Source organism: Domibacillus enclensis (genome assembly GCF_900156125.1).
GTDB classification, from domain to species: domain Bacteria; phylum Bacillota; class Bacilli; order Bacillales; family Domibacillaceae; genus Domibacillus; species Domibacillus enclensis.
The window spans coordinates 531,876-549,860 of record NZ_FTLX01000001.1 but is presented as its reverse complement, the minus strand read 5'-3'; the positions used below and the strand labels follow the sequence as shown (position 1 = coordinate 549,860).

Sequence of the window (17,985 nt, the reverse complement as noted above, 5' to 3'; positions counted from 1 at the left end):
GGGACTAATGGCTGAGAAGTCAACACGTTCCAAAGAAACTGAATTAACGTTAGAAAAAGCAAAAGAATTGATTATTGAAACCGGCAAAAAAAGAGGGGAATTAACATACAATTATGTAGCGGATAAACTGGCCTCATTTGAGGTTGATTCCGGACAAATTGATGAATTTTATGAATCCCTTACGGAGCAGGGGGTCGAGCTTGTCGATGAAGAAGAAAGCTCGAGCGAAAGCGATCCGAACATTCAGGAGCTTGAAAAAGAAAGCGAAGAGTTCGATTTAAACGACTTGAGTGTTCCGCCGGGTGTGAAAATTAATGATCCGGTTCGGATGTATTTAAAAGAAATCGGCCGGGTCGACCTTTTGTCGGCACAGGAAGAAATTGAATTAGCCCACCGGATCGAAGAAGGCGACGAAGAAGCTAAGCGCCGTCTTGCTGAGGCGAACCTGCGTCTTGTTGTCAGTATTGCCAAGCGCTACGTTGGGCGTGGCATGCTGTTCTTGGACTTAATTCAAGAAGGAAACATGGGTCTGATCAAAGCGGTGGAGAAATTCGACTACCGCAAAGGGTTCAAGTTCAGCACATATGCAACATGGTGGATTCGCCAGGCGATTACCCGCGCTATTGCGGATCAGGCTCGTACCATTCGGATTCCTGTTCATATGGTAGAGACAATCAACAAGCTTATTCGTGTACAGCGGCAGCTGCTGCAAGATCTTGGCCGTGAGCCCGCACCGGAAGAAATTGCCGAAGAGATGGACCTGACACCGGAAAAAGTACGGGAAATTTTAAAAATTGCCCAGGAGCCTGTATCGCTTGAAACACCAATTGGCGAAGAAGATGATTCGCATTTAGGCGACTTTATTGAAGATCAGGAAGCCACTTCTCCGTCAGAGCATGCAGCGTATGAATTGTTAAAAGAACAGCTTGAAGACGTGCTTGATACGTTAACCGACCGGGAGGAAAATGTCCTGCGTCTCCGCTTTGGCCTTGATGATGGACGGACACGGACACTTGAAGAAGTCGGAAAAGTATTTGGCGTTACGCGCGAGCGGATCCGTCAGATCGAAGCGAAAGCATTGCGCAAGCTTCGCCACCCAAGCAGAAGCAAGCGGCTAAAGGACTTTTTAGAATAGAATGAACATTATATGGCCGGGTTTTCCCGGCTTTTTTTTGTATCGAAGCAGGACAATGGGCTTCCGTCACGAATAGTATGACATATCGGAGTGTGACGCAAGATGAAACAAGATAAAAAAGAAATCATTATTAGTGAAATTCTGCTTTGGAAAGAAAATCATATGCTTCCACCGCATTACTGTGATTACTTGCTGGCCCTTTACACACAGGGGGAAGAATATTCTGAATCAGGGCGCCGGGCGAAAATAAAACAAGTACATATGACGTCTGCACTGCTGGCTTTTTTGCTATTGCCAGTTGCTGTATTTATTCTTTATTTTACGGAATTGTCTTTTCTTTTGCAAACAGTGATTTTGACAAGTTTTGTCGGAAGCTTATTGCTGCTCGCTTTGTTTTTTTCAAAGAAAAAAGTCCTGTCCCCTTTTCTGTTTTTAGGAGCGGCGATCGTGCTGCTGCTGTTATCACTTGAACTCAATGCTCGAATGTTTGAAAACAGTCCGTCCAGCCTTTATATCCTGCTGCTCGCAAACTGTCTCCTGTGGATTTACACAGGCGTGAAATTGCGATTAGTCTATTTCACGGTTTCAGGAAGTCTGGGCTTGATTGTTCTTCTTTTTTTCTTTTTGAACAACTAAAATGTGTCGGAATTGAGACGAGTACAAAAAATCTTTTGCGTAAGCCTTTTCCAAAGAATGATTTTCAAGTAAAATGATAGGTGTTTGTACTTTTTGATTGGCATGTATACATAAAAGGGAGGGGTAAACAACATGAATCGCAATCCGTTAATTCCATTTTTGTTGATCGCGGTATTCGGGCTTGGCTTAATGTTCTTCTTGTCATTAGAAGGAATCGATAATGCTGAAGAAATGGCCAGTGAAGAAGAAGCGGCTGAAGAAGGCGGCGGTGAAACAGCTGAAGGCGGCGAATTTGATCCGGAAGGGCATTATCAGTCTTCTTGTATCGGCTGTCACGGCAGCAGCTATGAAGGCGGCGCCGGTCCATCACTCGTTGGTGTAGGCGAAAAGCTGTCACCGGAAGAAATTCAGGACATCCTTGTAAACGGTAAAGGCTCAATGCCTCCAGGACTTGTTCCTCAGGAAAACGCTGAAGCAATGGCGGCCTGGGTAGCTGAAATTAAATAATCGGGAAAAGAAGGCCTTTGCGCATGCAAAGGTCTTTTTCTTTTTCGGAATGTGATAAAATAGGAAAGAATTTTAATAAAAAGCGGTGAGAAAAGATGAACAGCAATCAATTATCAAAGCGGCTGGAAACGGTCGTATCCTTTATTCATCCGGCCCAGACCATTGCGGACATTGGCTCGGATCATGCTTATTTGCCCTGCTACGCAGTGAAAAAAGGGCTTGTCAAGCAGGCAGTAGCCGGAGAAGTAGTGGATGGACCTTTTCAGGCGGCGAAAAAACAGGTAGCCGCGGACGGTTTATCAGCGAGTGTAGACGTCCGTAAAGGAAGCGGATTGTCCGTTTTGTCACCAGGTGAAGTCGAATGCATTACGATCGCTGGAATGGGCGGTCCTTTGATTGCCTCGATTCTCGAAGAAGGAAAGGAAAAGCTTGCAGGCGTGCAGAAGCTCGTTCTTCAGCCGAATATTGCGGGGCATGCGGTTCGCAGCTGGCTTGTCCAAAATAACTGGACCATCGAAGCAGAAGCCATTTTAGAAGAAGACGGCAAGCTGTACGAGGTGATTAGTGCTGTGTCCGGCAAGGGGCAAAAACTGACCCCGCAAGAGATTTATTTTGGCCCTTTTTTAATGAAAGCGCAAAATGACGCTTTTCGGCTAAAATGGCAGCGGGAGTTTAACCAGATCGATCAAGTGCTAGCGAAGCTGTCTAAAGCAGCTCTAGGCAAAGAAACCGAACAGAAAAAGCAGGAATTAACGGCAAAAAAACAATGGATACAGGATGTGATGACGCATGAAAACACCTAATGGCCATCAAATCATTGAATTGTTCGAGCAGTTTTCCCCTAAATCCTTTGCAATGGATGGAGATAAGGTAGGACTGCAGGTTGGCCGTTTGAATAAGCCGTGTCCACGGGTCATGGTGGCGCTCGACGTGCTGGAGACGGTCGTCGATGAGGCGATTTTAAACAATGTGCAGCTTATTATTGCCCACCACCCGGTTATATACCGGCCGCTTGGCGCCATTCAAACGGATCAGCCAGCAGGCAGGATTGTGGAAAAACTGATCAAGCACGATATTGCCGTGTATGCAGCCCATACAAACCTTGATGTAGCAGAAGGAGGCGTGAACGACCTGCTGGCAGCGGCTCTAGGTCTGGAGGGGACAGAAGTACTCGTTCCAACGGCATCAGAGGAGCTGCGGAAGCTGGCTGTTTTTGTGCCGGTGGATCATGCGGAAGCGGTCAGATCAGCGCTTGGCAGAGCAGGGGCAGGCTTTATTGGACAATACAGTCATTGCTCTTATTCTCAGGAAGGAACCGGGCGGTTTATGCCCGAAACCGGTGCAGAGCCATTTATCGGTCAATCCGGACAGCTCGAGGCTGTGCGGGAAGAAAAAATTGAAACCATTTATCCTGCACAGATAGAGAAAAAAATTCTCGGTGCTATGTTTAAGGCACATCCTTATGAAGAAGTAGCCTACGACATTTTGCCTCTTCAAAACAAAGGGGAAGTCCGCGGAGTTGGCCGGATCGGGTCGCTGCCGGAGGAAATGACGCTTGAACAGTTCGCCAGACATGCTAAAGCCTCTCTTGAGTCAGGTGGAGTGCGGGTCGTTGGCGATCTGCAGCGGCCGGTTCGGAAGGTAGCGGTGCTCGGCGGCGACGGCAACAAATACTGGCAGTCGGCAAAGCGCAAAGGAGCCGACGTTTATGTAACAGGTGATTTTTATTATCACACAGCGCATGATGCGGACGCCGAAGGGCTTGCGGTCGTTGATCCGGGGCATAATGTGGAGAAGGTAATGAAAAAAGGCATTGCGTCTCTTATGAAGGAAAAAGCGGCCGCTCAAAAATGGGAGGTCGAATTTATTCCCTCTTCCGTTGAAACAGACCCCTTTCAATTTATTTAAAAGCATTTGTCAATGAAAACAAGCCGTTTTGTATCATCACTGCTTACCATTGTTTCATTAGCATCACAACGGGCGCAGGGAGGCCGGCGGAGACTTCCATGTGACGAGCGGACAGGCTGAAACAGCCGCGCACTTTGGGCTGGTTCAGCGTTCGCCACATAGAAAAGCGGAGCCGGCAGCCCGGAGCCCCTGCATGTTTTTTCTAGAAAAATAACCGTCTTAATGTTGCTCATAAAAAAAGAAAATGCCATAAAGAAATACCTGTATTCCCATGACAATTTTGTTTTTCAACACTATGAAAAGCTCCGGCCCATTTTGGACCGGAGCTTTTTTTATCTTGATGTCAGGGTTGATTTTTTTACTTTCGGCAAAATTTTCTCAAGCGGAACTTTTCGTTCTCGTGTCCAGGTCGCTTCATCTGCTGGATCAAAGGCTTGCAGAAATTGAATCACTTCTTTGACAATCGGCGTCGGTGTCGAAGCGCCTGCTGTGACAGCGGCCGTTTTGGCGTTTTTCAGCCATTCAATATCAATTTCAGATACGTCAGACACCCGGTAGGCATTTGTGCCGGCAATTTCAATGGATACTTGCGCCAGCCGGTTGGAATTGTTGCTTTTCGGATCGCCCACGACGATCAACACGTCCGCATCACCAGCCTGCTCGGCAACGGCTTCCTGACGAACCTGAGTGGCGAGGCAAATTTCTTTATGCATGTCAGCATGAGGATATTTTTCTTTGATGGCATCCATAATATCCATCACATCCCACTGGCTCATCGTTGTTTGATTGGTCACAATAATCTTGTCGTTTTCCATTTGAAGTGCCTTCACGTCGTCTGCGTTTTCAACTAGATGAACAATTTCAGGTGCGACGCCTACTGCGCCCTCCGGCTCAGGGTGGCCTTTTTTGCCGATATAAATCACGTGGTAGCCTTCCGCTTTTTTAGCGCGGATTAAATCATGGGTAACGGTCACATCCGGGCATGTGGCGTCAATCGTCGTTAAATTCTTCTGGCGTGCGATCTCGCGCACCTCCGGAGAAACGCCATGAGCGGTGTAAATAATCGTTCCTTCTGTTACCTGCTCAATAATTTCTTTCCGGTTTTTGCCGTCAAGCGTGATGATGCCTTCTGCTTCAAATGCGTCTGTCACATGCTTATTATGAACGATCATACCCAGTATATAAATGGGACGCGGCAATGTTTTATCAAGAGCGGCATTGCGGGCGATGACCATTGCGTCAACGACACCATAACAATACCCGCGGGGTGAAATTTTTATAATTTCCATATGGCAGCCTCCTTTATCTTCTCTCTTCTATTATAAAGGAGAAAGCAGTGAAAACATAGTGATCAGCTGAACTTGCCGGGAAACCATGGGGTGGATTCGCTTGTTTTTGGACGATCAGGCACCGGACGGCTTTCATTAATTGAGACAGCTTCACCGCTTTGAGAAGCTTCGTTTTCGGGCATCGACTGAACAGCCCGGTACAATTTCCACATGGCAGGCAGGTTTTTAACGAGCGGTCCATACTGTTCAATCAGCGGACGCATTTGTTCGGCTGCAGCCATCATCTGACGGGCCTGCTCCATCCATTTGCCGGATTTCACAGCACCATCGACGATTGGCGCAAAAGATTGGACAGGAGGTACAGGAGGGTACGGGTAAAAGAATCGGCGGCTTCCAAATGAGGCGTATCGATGCAGCAACGTTGTCACCCTTTCCTTTTTCTCTATCTTATTCGCAATGGAAATAGGGTGTGAATAAACCTTCTTTTGCTTTCTTGTGTTATATAGTATAATATCGTAACGTGCGTAAACTTTGAACGTGAAAGGAATTTGATGCCATATGGCAAACCATACATTTGAACAATACGGATTAAAACCGTTTATTTATAAGGGAATTGAAGCGTTGCGATTTAAAGAGCCAACGCCAATTCAGCGCAATATGATCCCGCTTATCTTAAAAGGGGAAAGCGCCATCGGCCAGTCACAGACGGGAACCGGGAAAACCCACTCATACGTCCTGCCGATTTTAAACCGCATTCAGCCGGAGAAAAAAGAAGTACAGGCTGTGATCACAGCGCCGACACGTGAACTGGCTACACAGATTTACCAGGCGTTTCAAAAAGTAGCAAATGAATCAGAAGAAGAAATCGCTGTTCGGCATTTTGTCGGAGGCACAGACAAAAAAAGAGATGTTGAACGCTTGAAAAACCCGCCGCACATTATGGTTGGGACGCCAGGACGTATCGCCGACCTGATTGGAGACAATGCGATTTCCGTTCATAAGGCGGACATGCTGGTCGTTGATGAAGCGGACTTAATGCTTGATATGGGCTTTATCAACGATGTAGACCGCATTGCGTCGGGTATGCCTGAAAAGCTGGGCATGTTCGTTTTCTCTGCAACCATTCCTCAAAAGCTGAAGCCATTTTTGAAAAAATACATGGAGAACCCAGAGTATATTCACATAGAACCAAAACGTGCTTCTGCTGCCAACATTGAACACATGCTTGTTCCGGCAAAAAGCCGTGACAAGGTAGACGTCGTGGCGGACCTGCTCAAGTCATTTAATCCGTATTTAGCTGTTGTCTTCACCAATACAAAGCAAAAAGCGGATGAAGTGGCAGATAAGCTGTCTGAAAAAGGCTTTAAAACAGGCCGTATTCATGGAGATCTTCCTCCGCGTGAACGCAAGAAAATGATGAAGCAGGTTCATGATTTAGAGTACCGATATATTGTGGCGACAGATCTTGCTGCGCGCGGGATTGACATTGAAGGCGTCAGCCACGTCATTAACTATGAGCTTCCGCCGGATCTCGATTTTTACATTCACCGTGCAGGACGGACAGCACGGGCAGGGGCCTCAGGCATTTGTGCAACGGTGTATTTGCCTGCCGATGAAGATGCGATTGCCAAGCTTGAGAAACGCGACATTGACTTTTCAAACCGCGAAATCCGTGCCGGAGAAATCGTGGAAACGGCAGACCGGAATCGCCGCAAAAAGCGCGAGAAAAAAGACGATGCGGTGAATCCGAAGGTAAGAGCGGTAACGAGCCGTCCACAAAAAGTAAAACCGGGCTATAAAAAGAAGCGCAAAATGGAAGTGGCGAAGATTGAAAAGCGCCAGCGCCGCATTGACGCTCGGAATAAAAGGTAACAGGAGTTTAGATATGCTGAAAATTGGATCGCACGTTTCGATGAGCGGCAAAAAAATGCTGCTTGGTGCAAGTGAAGAAGCTGTATCGTACGGTGCAACAACATTTATGGTGTACACGGGCGCTCCTCAAAACACGCGCCGCAAACCGATTGAGGACTTGAACATTGAAGCCGGGCACCGTCATATGGAACAAAACGGCATCTCAGAAATCGTCGTGCATGCGCCGTACATTATTAATCTGGGCAATACGATAAAGCCGGAAACCTTTCAGCTTGGCGTTGACTTTTTGCGAATGGAGATCGAACGGTCAACTGCGATTGGGGCCGGCCAAATCGTTCTTCATCCCGGTGCACACGTTGGAGCGGGGACGGAAGCGGGATTGAAAAAAATTGCTGAAGGCTTAAACGAAGTGCTCGAGCAGGATCAATCGGTGCAAATTGCACTGGAAACAATGGCGGGCAAAGGAACGGAATGCGGGCGGACATTTGAAGAGATCGCCATGATTATGGATATGGTTCAGTTAAATAATAAGTTATCGGTTTGCTTTGATACGTGCCATACACATGATGCGGGCTACAACGTTCATGAGGACTTTGATGGTGTGCTGGAACAATTCGACCGCATTGTTGGCATCGACCGGCTGAAGGTCCTGCATATCAATGACAGTAAAAATGTCCAGGGTGCCGGCAAGGACCGCCATGAAAACATTGGATTCGGTCATATTGGCTTTGATGCACTGAGCTACATTGTGCACCATCCACAGCTGGCAGACGTTCCGAAGATTCTTGAAACACCTTATATTGGCGAAGACAAAAACAGTAAAAAACCGCCTTACCTTCAAGAAATTGCGATGCTTCGCGCAAAGCAATTTGATGAAGATGTGCGGGAGAAAGTAACAGCAGGCCTTACAGTTTAAGAAAATGTTTGTATGGACGGAGCATCGCTTCAAGAGCTGCCGCTTCTCGTTTGCCGAGAATCGTTTCAGCTGCTTGAAACAGCTCGGTCCTTTTTGTTTCCGAAAAAACGTCTACTTTGTGTACGGCAAGCCAATCAATAAACTGATCGGCCTGTTTTTCTGTCAGCGCGATCTGAAACTTTGCCGCCTGCTCAAGCAGCTCTTTTTTGGTCATGGACTGCACACGCTGATTAATGATTTGATGAAGAGGCTGCATTCTTCTCTCCTTTCTTGAAATCGATTCGTTTACTTGAAAACGGCCATCCTGTATACTAGGGAGTGTTTAAATCGTAATCATTCTTAATCTTGAAGGAGTTACATTATCATGAATGAAAAGCCGTCTGTTATTGATATACGCAATGTGAACTTTCGTTATGACCGTGAAAATGTTCTCGAGCAGATCCATTTTTCCGTCCCGGAAGGAGCATTTGTTGGCTTGGTAGGACCAAACGGCTCGGGGAAATCCACATTGCTGAAAATTATTTTAGGTCTTTTAAAGCCGAAAGAAGGCGAAGTCGAGCTGTTTGGCATTCCACAGGATCAATTTAAAAGCTGGGATCGTATCGGTTTTGTTTCACAAAAAGCCAATTCATTTAATACCGGTTTTCCGGCAACCGTTTTAGAAGTTGTAATGGGCGGATTAACGAAAAAAATGGGCTTGTTCCGGCGCCCAGGGCAAGCAGAACGTGAAGCCGTGCAGCAAGCTGTCCAGTCAGTGGGCATGGAAGCTTTTTTAAACCGGAATATTGGCGATCTGTCCGGCGGGCAGCAGCAGCGAGTGTTTATTGCGAGAGCCATCGTGTCCAGGCCGTCTGTATTAATATTGGACGAGCCGACTGTTGGAGTGGACAGCCAGAATGTGGATTCCTTTTACCGGATGCTGACGCATTTAAATCACGAGCTCGGCATGACATTGCTTTTGGTCACACACGATATCGGTACGATTACAGATAAAGTAACACACGTCGCCTGTTTAAATAAATATTTGCATTTTCATGGCAGCATGAAGCAATTTATTGAGCTGGACGAACAGGAATTATCCGACCTGTACGGGCACGGTATCCGTCTGCTTGACCATCATCACGACCATTGAAGGGAAGACCAATATGATAGAAGCTATTTTTGCGTATGAATTTTTACAAAATGCCTTTCTTTCGGGAGCCATTATCGGCATGATCGCACCGCTCCTCGGTGCTTTTATCGTCGTACGCCGCCTGTCTCTTATTGCGGATGCTTTGAGCCATGTCACACTCTCAGGCATTGCAGCAGGGCTTTTGCTCGGCCAGACGTATCCTGTCTTTGCAGCGGTGAACCCGCTGTATTTCGGAATGGCCTTTTCTGTGGGCGGCTCCTTGCTCATTGAGCGGCTCAGAGGCGTGTACACCCACTATCAGGAGCTGGCTATTCCGATTATGATGTCCGGCGGCATCGGCATCGGAGTTATTTTTATTTCCCTTGCGGATGGATTTAATACGGATTTATTCAGTTATTTATTCGGAAGTGTCAGTGCGGTAAGCCGGGATGATTTGTATGCGGTCCTCGGCATTAGTGCGCTGGTGCTGCTGACCGTTTTTTTGCTGTATAAAGAGCTGTTCATTTTATCATTCGATGAAGAATATGCCAAAGCATCCGGCATCCCGGCAAAACTGATACACTTCATTTTTATTATTTTAACGGCGCTCGTGATTGCGGTATCGATGCGCATTGTCGGTGTATTGCTCGTTTCCGCTTTAATGACATTGCCGGTGGCAGCCGCTATGCGAATGGCGAAAGGCTTCAAGCAAACGATTGGATTGTCTGTGCTGTTCGGCGAAATCGCTGTGCTTTGCGGCCTGGTCAGCGCCTTTTATTTGAATTTGGCGCCAGGCGGAACCATCGTTGTGACGTCAATTGTCATTTTGCTGGCGGTGCTTCTGTGGAAACGGATTAAAAACTAGCAGGAGGAAAGGGACATATAATGAATTTAACGAAAGCCATTGAACTCATGAAGGCTAAAGGATATAAACAAACGGGCAAACGAGAGGAAATGCTGGCGCTTTTTGCACGCCAGGACAAGTATTTAACGGCTAAAGATGTACTGGAGGAAATGAAAGAAGATTACCCGGGGCTCAGCTTTGATACGATTTACCGGAACCTGGCCCTTTTTGCAGAAATGGATATACTGGAAGAAACCGAGTTGTCAGGCGAGCGCCATTTCCGCTTTGCTTGTTCGCATAATCACCATCACCATCATTTTATCTGCCTGCAATGCGGCAAAACAAAAGAAATTCATATGTGCCCGATGAATGAATTAGAAGAACTGGCCGGCTGCGAAGTGACAGGGCATAAGTTCGAAGTGTACGGGAAATGTGAAGAATGCATGAAAAAAGCGTGACGAAAAAATCGTCACGCTTTTTTATGAACGGAGGAGCGGTGCTATATCGCCAGTCTTTAACCACTGGTTTACCCACAAATCCGCTTCATGCCAATTTTGAACCCGTATGACATTCTCAGGAGCAGCGTCCTGATTGTACGGGGTATTGAATAATAAAACAGGGATCGATAATTCCTCAGCAAGCATCACGGCATTGTCATGCTTGTCCTCTAAAAAAAGGTCAACCTGCTGCTTTTTTGCTGCGTCAAGCTTGTCATGCGATCCAATCAGTTCTATGTGATCATACGTAATCTGCTGATCGTGGAACCATTGTTTTGTAATATCAAGCAGGTGCTGGCGCCGTGCGCTAATAAAAAGCAAATGAAACTGCTGCTGCCATTTCGCTAATATTTGATCAGCCCCCACGGCCAGCGGAGAAGCGGCATAAATCGCCGGCTCCGTTTGATCAAACCACTCCCGCATCGCATCGGGTGCAATATTTAGCGCCTTTGCGAGATCATATTGCTTAATGTCTTCAAGCGTAATATTCAGCGCGAATGATTCATTAATAAATGGAATAAGACTGGATGGGCACGTCACTGTTCCATCAATATCAATGCCAAAGCGTTTTTCTTTCATTGAGCTCACTGCTGGGCCGCAAGTGCCTGTTTGCGGTAATGCTCTTCTGCGATCAGGTCAATTTCTTTTTTCAATTCTTCCACCATTGTTTCCTCCGGTACTTTCCGAACCGTTTTGCCGTGACGGAAAAGAAGGCCTTCTCCCCGTGCGCCGGCAATGCCGATATCTGCTTCCCGTGCTTCACCAGGGCCATTTACAGCACAGCCGAGCACGGCTACCTTGATCGGCGCTTTAATGGTCGAAATGTATTCTTCCACTTCATTGGCAATGGCAATCAAGTCAATTTCAATTCGGCCGCAAGTCGGGCAGGAAATAAGTGTTGCCGCATTGGCAGCAAGACCGAATGATTTCAGCAGCTCACGTGCTACTTTTACTTCCTCAACCGGATCGGCGCTTAATGAGATCCGCAGCGTGTTGCCAATGCCTTTGCTTAAAATCGCCCCAAGACCTGCCGCACTTTTCACAGTTCCGGCGAAAAGAGTGCCAGACTCTGTAATGCCAAGGTGAAGCGGATAATCAAATGCTTTGGCTGCTTTTTCATACGCTTCGATCGCCAGGTTCACATCAGATGCTTTCATCGAGACGATAATGTCATGGAAATCAAGATCTTCTAAAATTTTAATGTGATGAAGTGCGCTCTCTACCATGCCGTCAGCGGTAGGGTAGCCATATTTTTCTAAAATTTTGCGTTCAAGGCTTCCGGCATTGACGCCAATCCGGATCGGTACGCCTTTTGCTTTCGCCGCATTTACGACCGCTTCTACTTTTTCACGGCGTCCAATGTTGCCGGGATTGATTCGGATTTTATCAACCCCTGCTTCAATGGCTTTCAGCGCTAATTTATAATCAAAATGAATATCAGCGACAAGCGGCAGATTAATCTGGCTTTTAATTGAAGCAAGGGCATCCGCAGCACGCTCATCCGGTACAGCGACACGGACAACCTGGCAGCCTGCTTCTTCAAGGCGATTAATTTCCGCAACAGTTGCTTCTATATCGTGTGTTTTTGTCGTTGTCATGCTTTGAATAACAATCTGGTCGTTTCCGCCGATTGTTAAGTTGCCGACTTTAACAGGACGGGTTTTTGTGCGGTGGGTGATTTCACTCAATGGTGATTCGCTCCTTTAATTGTAATCGAAATAATCGTTTCCTTTCCCATTCTATCAGAGGGTCGCCTGTTCAGACAACAATTGCGTTTACTTCGGCGCACCCGGCAAAAAGCGGATGGATAAAATCAGGATAAACGCGATGAGCAGCCAGTCTATTAAGTAAGCAAAGGAAAACGTCAACCCGGTTAACTGAATGAGCGTCGTTAAAAGGGCGGGAAGCGTAAGGGAATACGCAGCCATCCGGAATAAATGGCGGTATTCAGCTCGTTTTTTTAAAAGTGAAACGGCTATTAGCGCAAGGCCGCCGAAGACTGTTGCTTTAAAAAATAACGTAAACGAGATCAGGACATAATAGAAAAAAAGCCCCGCGGCAACCAGGATGACTTCGTTCTGAGATTGTCCCTGTGCAATCGATAGAAGCGGCATCAATTCTTCGATAGCCTTTCTTGTGGCGTCCGTTCCTGCTATGACGTAAGCAGCCGCTGCCCAAAAAGCCGGAATGCTCATAATGAACGAAAGGAAAAATAAGTAGCTGATGGTTTTTCCGATTCCTTGAAACCGGAACAGGGCAATGTGCTTTGGTGAGGATGAGCTTTTAATAAATTGATTAAACAATGACATACAGGCAAGCGTCCTTTCTGAAAACGAAATCACATTCATTATATAGGAGAAGGTGCATTCATTCTATAATGTTTTATTTTAAAATGATTATTATTTGTAATCTTTTTGTAATAAAATAAGTGTTTATTAATTAAATGTAAAGTTTTCTTAAAGGGTCTTTACTTTCACTATACGTTTTCTTCATAATTGGGGAGGATTTTGTCGAAAACTTTTGACTGGAGCTGAAAAAATGGAGATTAATATCCAAGAAATGCTGTTTCAATTTTTGGGCGGCCTTGGTATATTTTTGTATGGCATTAAACAAATGGGGGATGGGCTGCAGGCTTCGGCTGGCGACCGCCTTCGGGAAATTCTTGACCGGTTTACAACTAACCCGCTAATGGGTGTGCTCGCCGGTATATTGGTGACAGTATTGATTCAAAGCAGCTCGGGAACAACCGTTATTACCGTTGGACTCGTGAGCGCCGGCTTTATGACTCTTCGTCAGGCGATCGGCGTTATTATGGGAGCCAACATTGGAACGACGGTTACCGCGTTTATTATCGGAATCGACATCGGGGAGTACTCTCTGCCTATTATTGCCCTGGGTTCGATGCTGATTTTCTTTTTCAAAAGCAAAAAAACAAGCAATTTTGGCCGGATTATTTTTGGATTCGGTGCATTGTTCTACGGCCTTGAGCTGATGAGCGGCGGCATGAAGCCGCTTCGCAGTTTAGAAGCTTTTCATGACTTGACTGTAAGCATGGCAGCAAGTCCTATTTTAGGCGTTGTTGTCGGAACGATCTTCACGGTCATTGTGCAAAGCTCAAGTGCGACGATCGGGATTTTGCAGGGGTTGTTTGCCGAAGGGCTGCTGGAGCTTGATGCCGCGCTGCCTGTCCTGTTCGGGGACAATATCGGTACTACGATCACAGCGGTACTTGCCTCGATCGGTGCTTCGGTTGCCGCAAGACGCGCTGCAGCGACACACGTATTGTTCAACATCATTGGAACGATCATTTTCTTAATTATCTTGCCGGTTTATACAGCGTTCGTCAGCTATTTGCAGCAGTCGATGGGGCTGAACCCGGAAATGACAATTGCCTTCGCTCATGGGACATTCAATGTAACTAATACATTGATTCAGCTGCCGTTCGTAGCGGTTCTTGCTATGATAGTGACGAAGCTTATTCCAGGCGATGATGCGTTTATTGAATACAAGCCGAAGCATCTGGATCCAATTTTTATTGAACAATCGTCGTCCATTGCTTTGAGCCAGGCAAAAGAAGAAGTGGTGCGTATGGGGAACTATGCGATCAAAGGAATGGAAGAAACACATGAATATTTGAAAACAAAGCATCAAAAACATGCCGCACAAGCAGAACAAATTGAAGAAGCGATCGATAATCTCGATCAAAAAATTACCGATTATTTGGTGCAGGTGGGATCAAAGCAGCTTAGCGCAGCTGAGTCAGAGCGTCATTCCACTTTGCTTGATGCTGTTCGGGATATCGAACGCATCGGCGACCACGCGGAGAATGTGTGCGAATTAGTTGAATATCAGCAGGCAAACAAAGTCCTCATTTCAGATCAAGCAACAGCAGATCTTGATGAAATGTTTAAACTAACGATCGAAACGGTTTCAAAAGCGATCCGCTCACTTGATTCAAACGATATGGATCTGGCACGGGAAGTGGCAGAACAGGAAGACCTGATTGATAAAATGGAACGAAAGCTACGCAAGCAGCATATTTTGCGTTTAAATGAAGGAAAATGTACAGGCCAGGCAGGAATTGTGTTTGTTGACATTATTTCAAACCTGGAGCGTATGGGCGACCATGCCGTCAATATAGCGGAAGCTGTTCTTGGCATCCGGGACCTTTAAAAAAAAGCAGCCGCTCTGGCTGCTTTTTTTGTATGGGCATAATCATTGCGCCGTGTTCACAATTTTGTTAATCTTGTATATGTTAAGTCAATCACTTTACTTTTGGGAGGAATTTTACAATGGCATTTGAACTACCACAACTACCTTACGCGTATGACGCACTTGAGCCCCACATCGACAAAGAAACGATGAACATCCATCACACTAAACATCACAACACGTATGTAACAAACTTAAACGCTGCACTTGAAGGCAACGAAGAGCTTCTTTCTAAATCTGTAGAGGAAGTAATTGCAAACCTTGACGCAGTTCCTGAATCTGCTCGCACAGCAGTACGCAACAATGGCGGCGGACACGCAAACCATTCCCTTTTCTGGCAGCTTCTTTCGCCAAACGGCGGCGGCGCGCCATCAGGTAAATTGGCTGAAGCAATTGACGCGAAATTCGGCAGCTTTGATGCATTCAAAGAAGAATTTGCAAAAGCAGGCGCTACTCGTTTCGGTTCTGGCTGGGCATGGCTTTCAGTTGCAAACGGCGAGTTAGAGCTTTCAAGCACACCAAACCAGGATTCTCCGATTATGGAAGGCAAAACGCCGATTCTTGGTCTTGATGTTTGGGAGCACGCTTACTACTTAAACTACCAAAACCGTCGTCCGGACTACATCTCTGCGTTCTGGAATGTAGTAAACTGGGACGAAGTATCAAAACGCTACGAAGCAGCTCTTTAATTAAAAGCGCTGTTTGACAAGCCGGTCCGTTTATCGGGCCGGTTTTTTGGTGGAAAAAAATATTTTTTTTCGATACAATGAGTAGTAGAGTAAATGAATCGTAGAAAGGGTTAGGCGGTTGAAAAAAACGAATAAAAAGAAAAGAACACACGTGCCGTTTCGGATGAATATGCTGTTTTTTGTTGTGTTTCTTCTGTTTTCAGCATTGATTTTCCGACTGGGCATCGTCCAAATTGTCCAGGGAGAGGACTATCAGCGCAAAATTGAGCGGACCGAGGACGTTACAGTGAACACGAGCGTGCCGCGGGGGAAAATATACGACCGTGATGGCGAGGTTGTCGTGGACAATATGCCGCAAAATGCGATTACGTACACCCGATCCTCCAGTCCGGACACAGAAGAAATGATGCAAACCGCTGAGAAGCTGGCCAAGCTGATTGAAAAAGAAACCGATCAAGTAACAGAACGGGACATGAAGGATTTCTGGATCGGCCAAAATGAGGAAAAAGCAAAAGCCAAAATTTCAGACGCCGAATGGGCATCGTATGAAAACGATGAGCTGACTGAAGATGAAATTTACGATATGCAGCTGGAACGGATCACAGAAGAGGATTTAAAGGAACTGTCGGCAGCCCAGCTTGAAGTGCTGGCGATCTACCGTGAATTTACATCCGGCTACGCGCAGACGCCTCAAATTGTAAAAAATCAAAACGTAACCGATGTAGAATATGCCGTTGTCAGTGAAAATTTGTCTTCTCTGCCTGGTGTCAATACGACAACAGACTGGGAGCGCACATATTCGTATGATAATACGTTAAAAACGGTTCTTGGGAATATTTCCTCCTCAAAAGAAGGCTTGCCGAAAGAAATGGCTGATTATTATTTGGCGCGGGGCTACAGCCGGAATGACCGTGTCGGCAAAAGCTACCTGGAATATCAGTACGAGGACGTGCTCCGCGGCCAAAAAACAAAGATGAAAAACATTACCGACAAATCGGGCAATGTGCTTGATTCTGAAATCATTACCGAAGGCCGCCGGGGGAAAGACCTTGTCTTAACCATTGATATGGATCTTCAAACCGCGCTGGAGCAAATTATAGAAGAAGAATTAAGAAAAGCGAAATCAGGCTACCATCCATTTTTAGACCGGGCCTTTGTCACAATGATGGACCCGAACACCGGCGAAGTGCTGGCGATGGCGGGCAAGAAGTATGAAGTCGTTGACGGCAAAGCCGAAGTGTTTGATTTTGCCCTGGGCAATATGACGACGTCTTATGCGATGGGGTCCTCTGTTAAAGGGGCGACGGTTTTAACCGGCTATATGACGGGAGTTAATACACCGGGTGAGTACATTGTAGATGAACCGTTAAAATTGGCTAGTACACCAACGAAAAGCTCGTGGTTCAATCGTGGCGGTGCTTTCGGAATCAGCGACACTTATGCCCTTATGCGTTCATCCAACGTGTATATGTTTAAAACGGCGATGGAAATTGGCGGAGCTCGTTATGTACCGAATGGCACGCTGAAAATTAGTGACGATGCATTTCCAACAATGCGCAAGTATTTTGGCCAATTTGGATTAGGGGTAAAAACGGGCATTGATTTGCCAAACGAATCAACAGGTTATAAAGGATTTGTGGATCAGCCTGGTAAAATTCTGGATTTCTCGATAGGCCAGTTTGATACGTATACGCCGCTTCAGCTGGCTCAATACGTTTCAACCATCGCAAACGGTGGCTACCGGATGCAGCCGCACATCGTAAAGGAAATCCGCGAGCCGGTTTCGGAAACAAACAAGATCGGTCCGATTGCGGAAGAAATTCAGCCGACTGTTTTAAACACACTCGATCTTGAGCCAGGCTGGATTGAACAGGTACAGGAAGGGTTCCGTCTTGTCGCGCAGGCATCAGAAGGAACCGCGTCCAGCTACTTTGGGGATGCGCCTTACAAGATGGCCGCAAAAACAGGGACAGCGGAAGGTGTGTATGACGGGCCGTTAAAAGAGAAAAATAAAAATGAAATGACCTGGAACGTAACACTTGTCGGCTATGCACCGTACGACAATCCGGAGGTCGCGATGGCGGTTGTTGTTCCATGGGCATACGAAGACAGCTCCAGCTCTATTCCGATCAACCATTATATTGGGCGACGGGCGATGGACAAGTACTTTGAACTGAAAGAACAAAAAGCAAGCCGAAAACCATCGGAAGCTGTTATTGATCAGGAAGTGTTAACAAAAAAAGAAACAGAAGCAGCTGAAACTGAATAAATGAACCGACCGCTCTGCATGGCAGAGCGGTTTTTTGTATGGGAAAACCGTTTTTCTACAAAAAAACAAATAATTTTTTCGGTTTTGTGAAAAAATAAGA

Annotated in this window: 19 protein-coding genes; 13 read left to right on the top strand and 6 right to left on the bottom strand. The window is 46.3% G+C overall.

What is annotated here, in order from left to right; translation table 11 throughout:
• The first annotated feature begins 7 nt into the window (after nt 1-7).
• The 5 genes from rpoD to BW952_RS02810 all read left to right on the top strand — a co-directional run bounded on the left by rpoD (nt 8) and on the right by BW952_RS02810 (nt 4,186).
• Entirely contained in the window at nt 8-1,135 is a 1,128-nt protein-coding gene (gene rpoD / locus BW952_RS02830; RefSeq protein WP_045851002.1) for an RNA polymerase sigma factor RpoD, read from the top strand.
• A 102-nt stretch (nt 1,136-1,237) separates the two neighbouring features.
• Entirely contained in the window at nt 1,238-1,771 is a 534-nt protein-coding gene (locus BW952_RS02825; RefSeq protein WP_045851001.1) for a hypothetical protein, read from the top strand.
• A gap of 132 nt (nt 1,772-1,903) precedes the next feature.
• Nucleotides 1,904-2,278, top strand: coding sequence for a cytochrome c550 (gene cccA, locus BW952_RS02820; protein WP_045851000.1), 375 nt, complete (start codon nt 1,904-1,906; stop codon nt 2,276-2,278).
• A 95-nt stretch (nt 2,279-2,373) separates the two neighbouring features.
• Complete coding sequence (locus tag BW952_RS02815; RefSeq protein ID WP_045850999.1) at nt 2,374-3,081, top strand: tRNA (adenine(22)-N(1))-methyltransferase; 708 nt, start codon at nt 2,374-2,376, stop codon at nt 3,079-3,081.
• On the top strand, nt 3,068-4,186 hold the full coding sequence (locus BW952_RS02810; RefSeq protein WP_045850998.1) for a Nif3-like dinuclear metal center hexameric protein: 1,119 nt from the start codon (nt 3,068-3,070) through the stop codon (nt 4,184-4,186). Before BW952_RS02815 ends, BW952_RS02810 begins: the two co-directional genes overlap by 14 nt.
• A gap of 332 nt (nt 4,187-4,518) precedes the next feature.
• Here the strand turns inward: BW952_RS02810 and BW952_RS02800 are convergent, their stop codons facing one another.
• Nucleotides 4,519-5,475, bottom strand: coding sequence for a 4-hydroxy-3-methylbut-2-enyl diphosphate reductase (locus tag BW952_RS02800; RefSeq protein ID WP_045850996.1), 957 nt, complete (start codon nt 5,473-5,475; stop codon nt 4,519-4,521).
• Between the two features lie 62 nt (nt 5,476-5,537).
• The gene (gene vrrA, locus BW952_RS02795) at nt 5,538-5,894 is read right to left on the bottom strand and encodes a VrrA/YqfQ family protein (protein WP_076496175.1); all 357 of its coding nucleotides are present in this window, start codon (nt 5,892-5,894) and stop codon (nt 5,538-5,540) included.
• A 139-nt stretch (nt 5,895-6,033) separates the two neighbouring features.
• Here vrrA and BW952_RS02790 point away from each other — a divergent pair, with 139 nt between their 5' ends.
• Nucleotides 6,034-7,347 carry a DEAD/DEAH box helicase gene (locus BW952_RS02790; RefSeq protein WP_045850994.1) on the top strand — a complete coding sequence of 438 codons (1,314 nt, stop codon included), beginning with the start codon at nt 6,034-6,036 and terminating at the stop codon, nt 7,345-7,347.
• Nucleotides 7,348-7,360: 13 nt separating this feature from the next.
• Complete coding sequence (locus BW952_RS02785; protein WP_045850993.1) at nt 7,361-8,263, top strand: deoxyribonuclease IV; 903 nt, start codon at nt 7,361-7,363, stop codon at nt 8,261-8,263.
• On the opposite strand, the gene BW952_RS02780 is transcribed toward BW952_RS02785, so the two are convergent.
• Nucleotides 8,253-8,519 carry a DUF2624 family protein gene (locus tag BW952_RS02780; protein ID WP_045850992.1) on the bottom strand — a complete coding sequence of 89 codons (267 nt, stop codon included), beginning with the start codon at nt 8,517-8,519 and terminating at the stop codon, nt 8,253-8,255. The genes BW952_RS02785 and BW952_RS02780 overlap by 11 nt on opposite strands.
• A gap of 108 nt (nt 8,520-8,627) precedes the next feature.
• On the opposite strand from BW952_RS02780, the gene BW952_RS02775 reads away from it, so the two are divergent.
• The 3 genes from BW952_RS02775 to BW952_RS02765 are packed head-to-tail and all read left to right on the top strand — an operon-like array spanning nt 8,628 to nt 10,676.
• Nucleotides 8,628-9,395: a metal ABC transporter ATP-binding protein gene (locus BW952_RS02775; RefSeq protein WP_045850991.1), complete on the top strand. Its 768-nt coding sequence runs from the start codon at nt 8,628-8,630 to the stop codon at nt 9,393-9,395.
• Between the two features lie 13 nt (nt 9,396-9,408).
• Complete coding sequence (locus BW952_RS02770; RefSeq protein ID WP_045850990.1) at nt 9,409-10,239, top strand: metal ABC transporter permease; 831 nt, start codon at nt 9,409-9,411, stop codon at nt 10,237-10,239.
• Between the two features lie 20 nt (nt 10,240-10,259).
• Nucleotides 10,260-10,676, top strand: a complete 417-nt coding sequence (locus tag BW952_RS02765) for a Fur family transcriptional regulator (RefSeq protein ID WP_045850989.1) — start codon at nt 10,260-10,262, stop codon at nt 10,674-10,676.
• 21 nt (nt 10,677-10,697) lie between these two features.
• Here the strand turns inward: BW952_RS02765 and BW952_RS02760 are convergent, their stop codons facing one another.
• From BW952_RS02760 to BW952_RS02750, 3 genes are all read right to left on the bottom strand, one after another.
• Nucleotides 10,698-11,294, bottom strand: a complete 597-nt coding sequence (locus tag BW952_RS02760) for a nucleotidase (RefSeq protein ID WP_045850988.1) — start codon at nt 11,292-11,294, stop codon at nt 10,698-10,700.
• Nucleotides 11,295-11,299: 5 nt separating this feature from the next.
• Nucleotides 11,300-12,394, bottom strand: coding sequence for a flavodoxin-dependent (E)-4-hydroxy-3-methylbut-2-enyl-diphosphate synthase (ispG, locus tag BW952_RS02755; RefSeq protein WP_175607560.1), 1,095 nt, complete (start codon nt 12,392-12,394; stop codon nt 11,300-11,302).
• Between the two features lie 96 nt (nt 12,395-12,490).
• On the bottom strand, nt 12,491-13,024 hold the full coding sequence (locus BW952_RS02750) for a DUF1189 family protein (RefSeq protein ID WP_045850986.1): 534 nt from the start codon (nt 13,022-13,024) through the stop codon (nt 12,491-12,493).
• Nucleotides 13,025-13,253: 229 nt separating this feature from the next.
• On the opposite strand from BW952_RS02750, the gene BW952_RS02745 reads away from it, so the two are divergent.
• From BW952_RS02745 to BW952_RS02735, 3 genes are all read left to right on the top strand, one after another.
• Nucleotides 13,254-14,888 (top strand): Na/Pi cotransporter family protein, encoded by a 1,635-nt coding sequence (locus BW952_RS02745; RefSeq protein ID WP_045850985.1) that lies wholly within the window; start codon nt 13,254-13,256, stop codon nt 14,886-14,888.
• A gap of 119 nt (nt 14,889-15,007) precedes the next feature.
• The gene (locus BW952_RS02740; protein WP_045850984.1) at nt 15,008-15,616 is read left to right on the top strand and encodes a superoxide dismutase; all 609 of its coding nucleotides are present in this window, start codon (nt 15,008-15,010) and stop codon (nt 15,614-15,616) included.
• Nucleotides 15,617-15,779: 163 nt separating this feature from the next.
• Nucleotides 15,780-17,885: a peptidoglycan D,D-transpeptidase FtsI family protein gene (locus BW952_RS02735; RefSeq protein WP_231581392.1), complete on the top strand. Its 2,106-nt coding sequence runs from the start codon at nt 15,780-15,782 to the stop codon at nt 17,883-17,885.
• Nucleotides 17,886-17,985: the final 100 nt, after the last annotated feature.

What these genes read in the sequence shown, in the direction of transcription:
- BW952_RS02815 (WP_045850999.1), top strand. Translation starts at nt 2,374, where the DNA reads ATGAACAGCAATCAATTATCAAAGCGGCTGGAAACGGTCGTATCCTTT.
- BW952_RS02765 (WP_045850989.1), top strand. Translation starts at nt 10,260, where the DNA reads ATGAATTTAACGAAAGCCATTGAACTCATGAAGGCTAAAGGATATAAA.
- BW952_RS02800 (WP_045850996.1), bottom strand. Translation starts at nt 5,475, where the DNA reads ATGGAAATTATAAAAATTTCACCCCGCGGGTATTGTTATGGTGTCGTT.
- BW952_RS02740 (WP_045850984.1), top strand. Translation starts at nt 15,008, where the DNA reads ATGGCATTTGAACTACCACAACTACCTTACGCGTATGACGCACTTGAG.
- BW952_RS02750 (WP_045850986.1), bottom strand. Translation starts at nt 13,024, where the DNA reads ATGTCATTGTTTAATCAATTTATTAAAAGCTCATCCTCACCAAAGCAC.
- BW952_RS02735 (WP_231581392.1), top strand. Translation starts at nt 15,780, where the DNA reads ATGAATATGCTGTTTTTTGTTGTGTTTCTTCTGTTTTCAGCATTGATT.
- BW952_RS02790 (WP_045850994.1), top strand. Translation starts at nt 6,034, where the DNA reads ATGGCAAACCATACATTTGAACAATACGGATTAAAACCGTTTATTTAT.
- BW952_RS02825 (WP_045851001.1), top strand. Translation starts at nt 1,238, where the DNA reads ATGAAACAAGATAAAAAAGAAATCATTATTAGTGAAATTCTGCTTTGG.
- BW952_RS02760 (WP_045850988.1), bottom strand. Translation starts at nt 11,294, where the DNA reads ATGAAAGAAAAACGCTTTGGCATTGATATTGATGGAACAGTGACGTGC.
- cccA (WP_045851000.1), top strand. Translation starts at nt 1,904, where the DNA reads ATGAATCGCAATCCGTTAATTCCATTTTTGTTGATCGCGGTATTCGGG.
- BW952_RS02775 (WP_045850991.1), top strand. Translation starts at nt 8,628, where the DNA reads ATGAATGAAAAGCCGTCTGTTATTGATATACGCAATGTGAACTTTCGT.
- BW952_RS02810 (WP_045850998.1), top strand. Translation starts at nt 3,068, where the DNA reads ATGAAAACACCTAATGGCCATCAAATCATTGAATTGTTCGAGCAGTTT.
- BW952_RS02770 (WP_045850990.1), top strand. Translation starts at nt 9,409, where the DNA reads ATGATAGAAGCTATTTTTGCGTATGAATTTTTACAAAATGCCTTTCTT.
- rpoD (WP_045851002.1), top strand. Translation starts at nt 8, where the DNA reads ATGGCTGAGAAGTCAACACGTTCCAAAGAAACTGAATTAACGTTAGAA.
- BW952_RS02780 (WP_045850992.1), bottom strand. Translation starts at nt 8,519, where the DNA reads ATGCAGCCTCTTCATCAAATCATTAATCAGCGTGTGCAGTCCATGACC.
- BW952_RS02745 (WP_045850985.1), top strand. Translation starts at nt 13,254, where the DNA reads ATGGAGATTAATATCCAAGAAATGCTGTTTCAATTTTTGGGCGGCCTT.
- BW952_RS02785 (WP_045850993.1), top strand. Translation starts at nt 7,361, where the DNA reads ATGCTGAAAATTGGATCGCACGTTTCGATGAGCGGCAAAAAAATGCTG.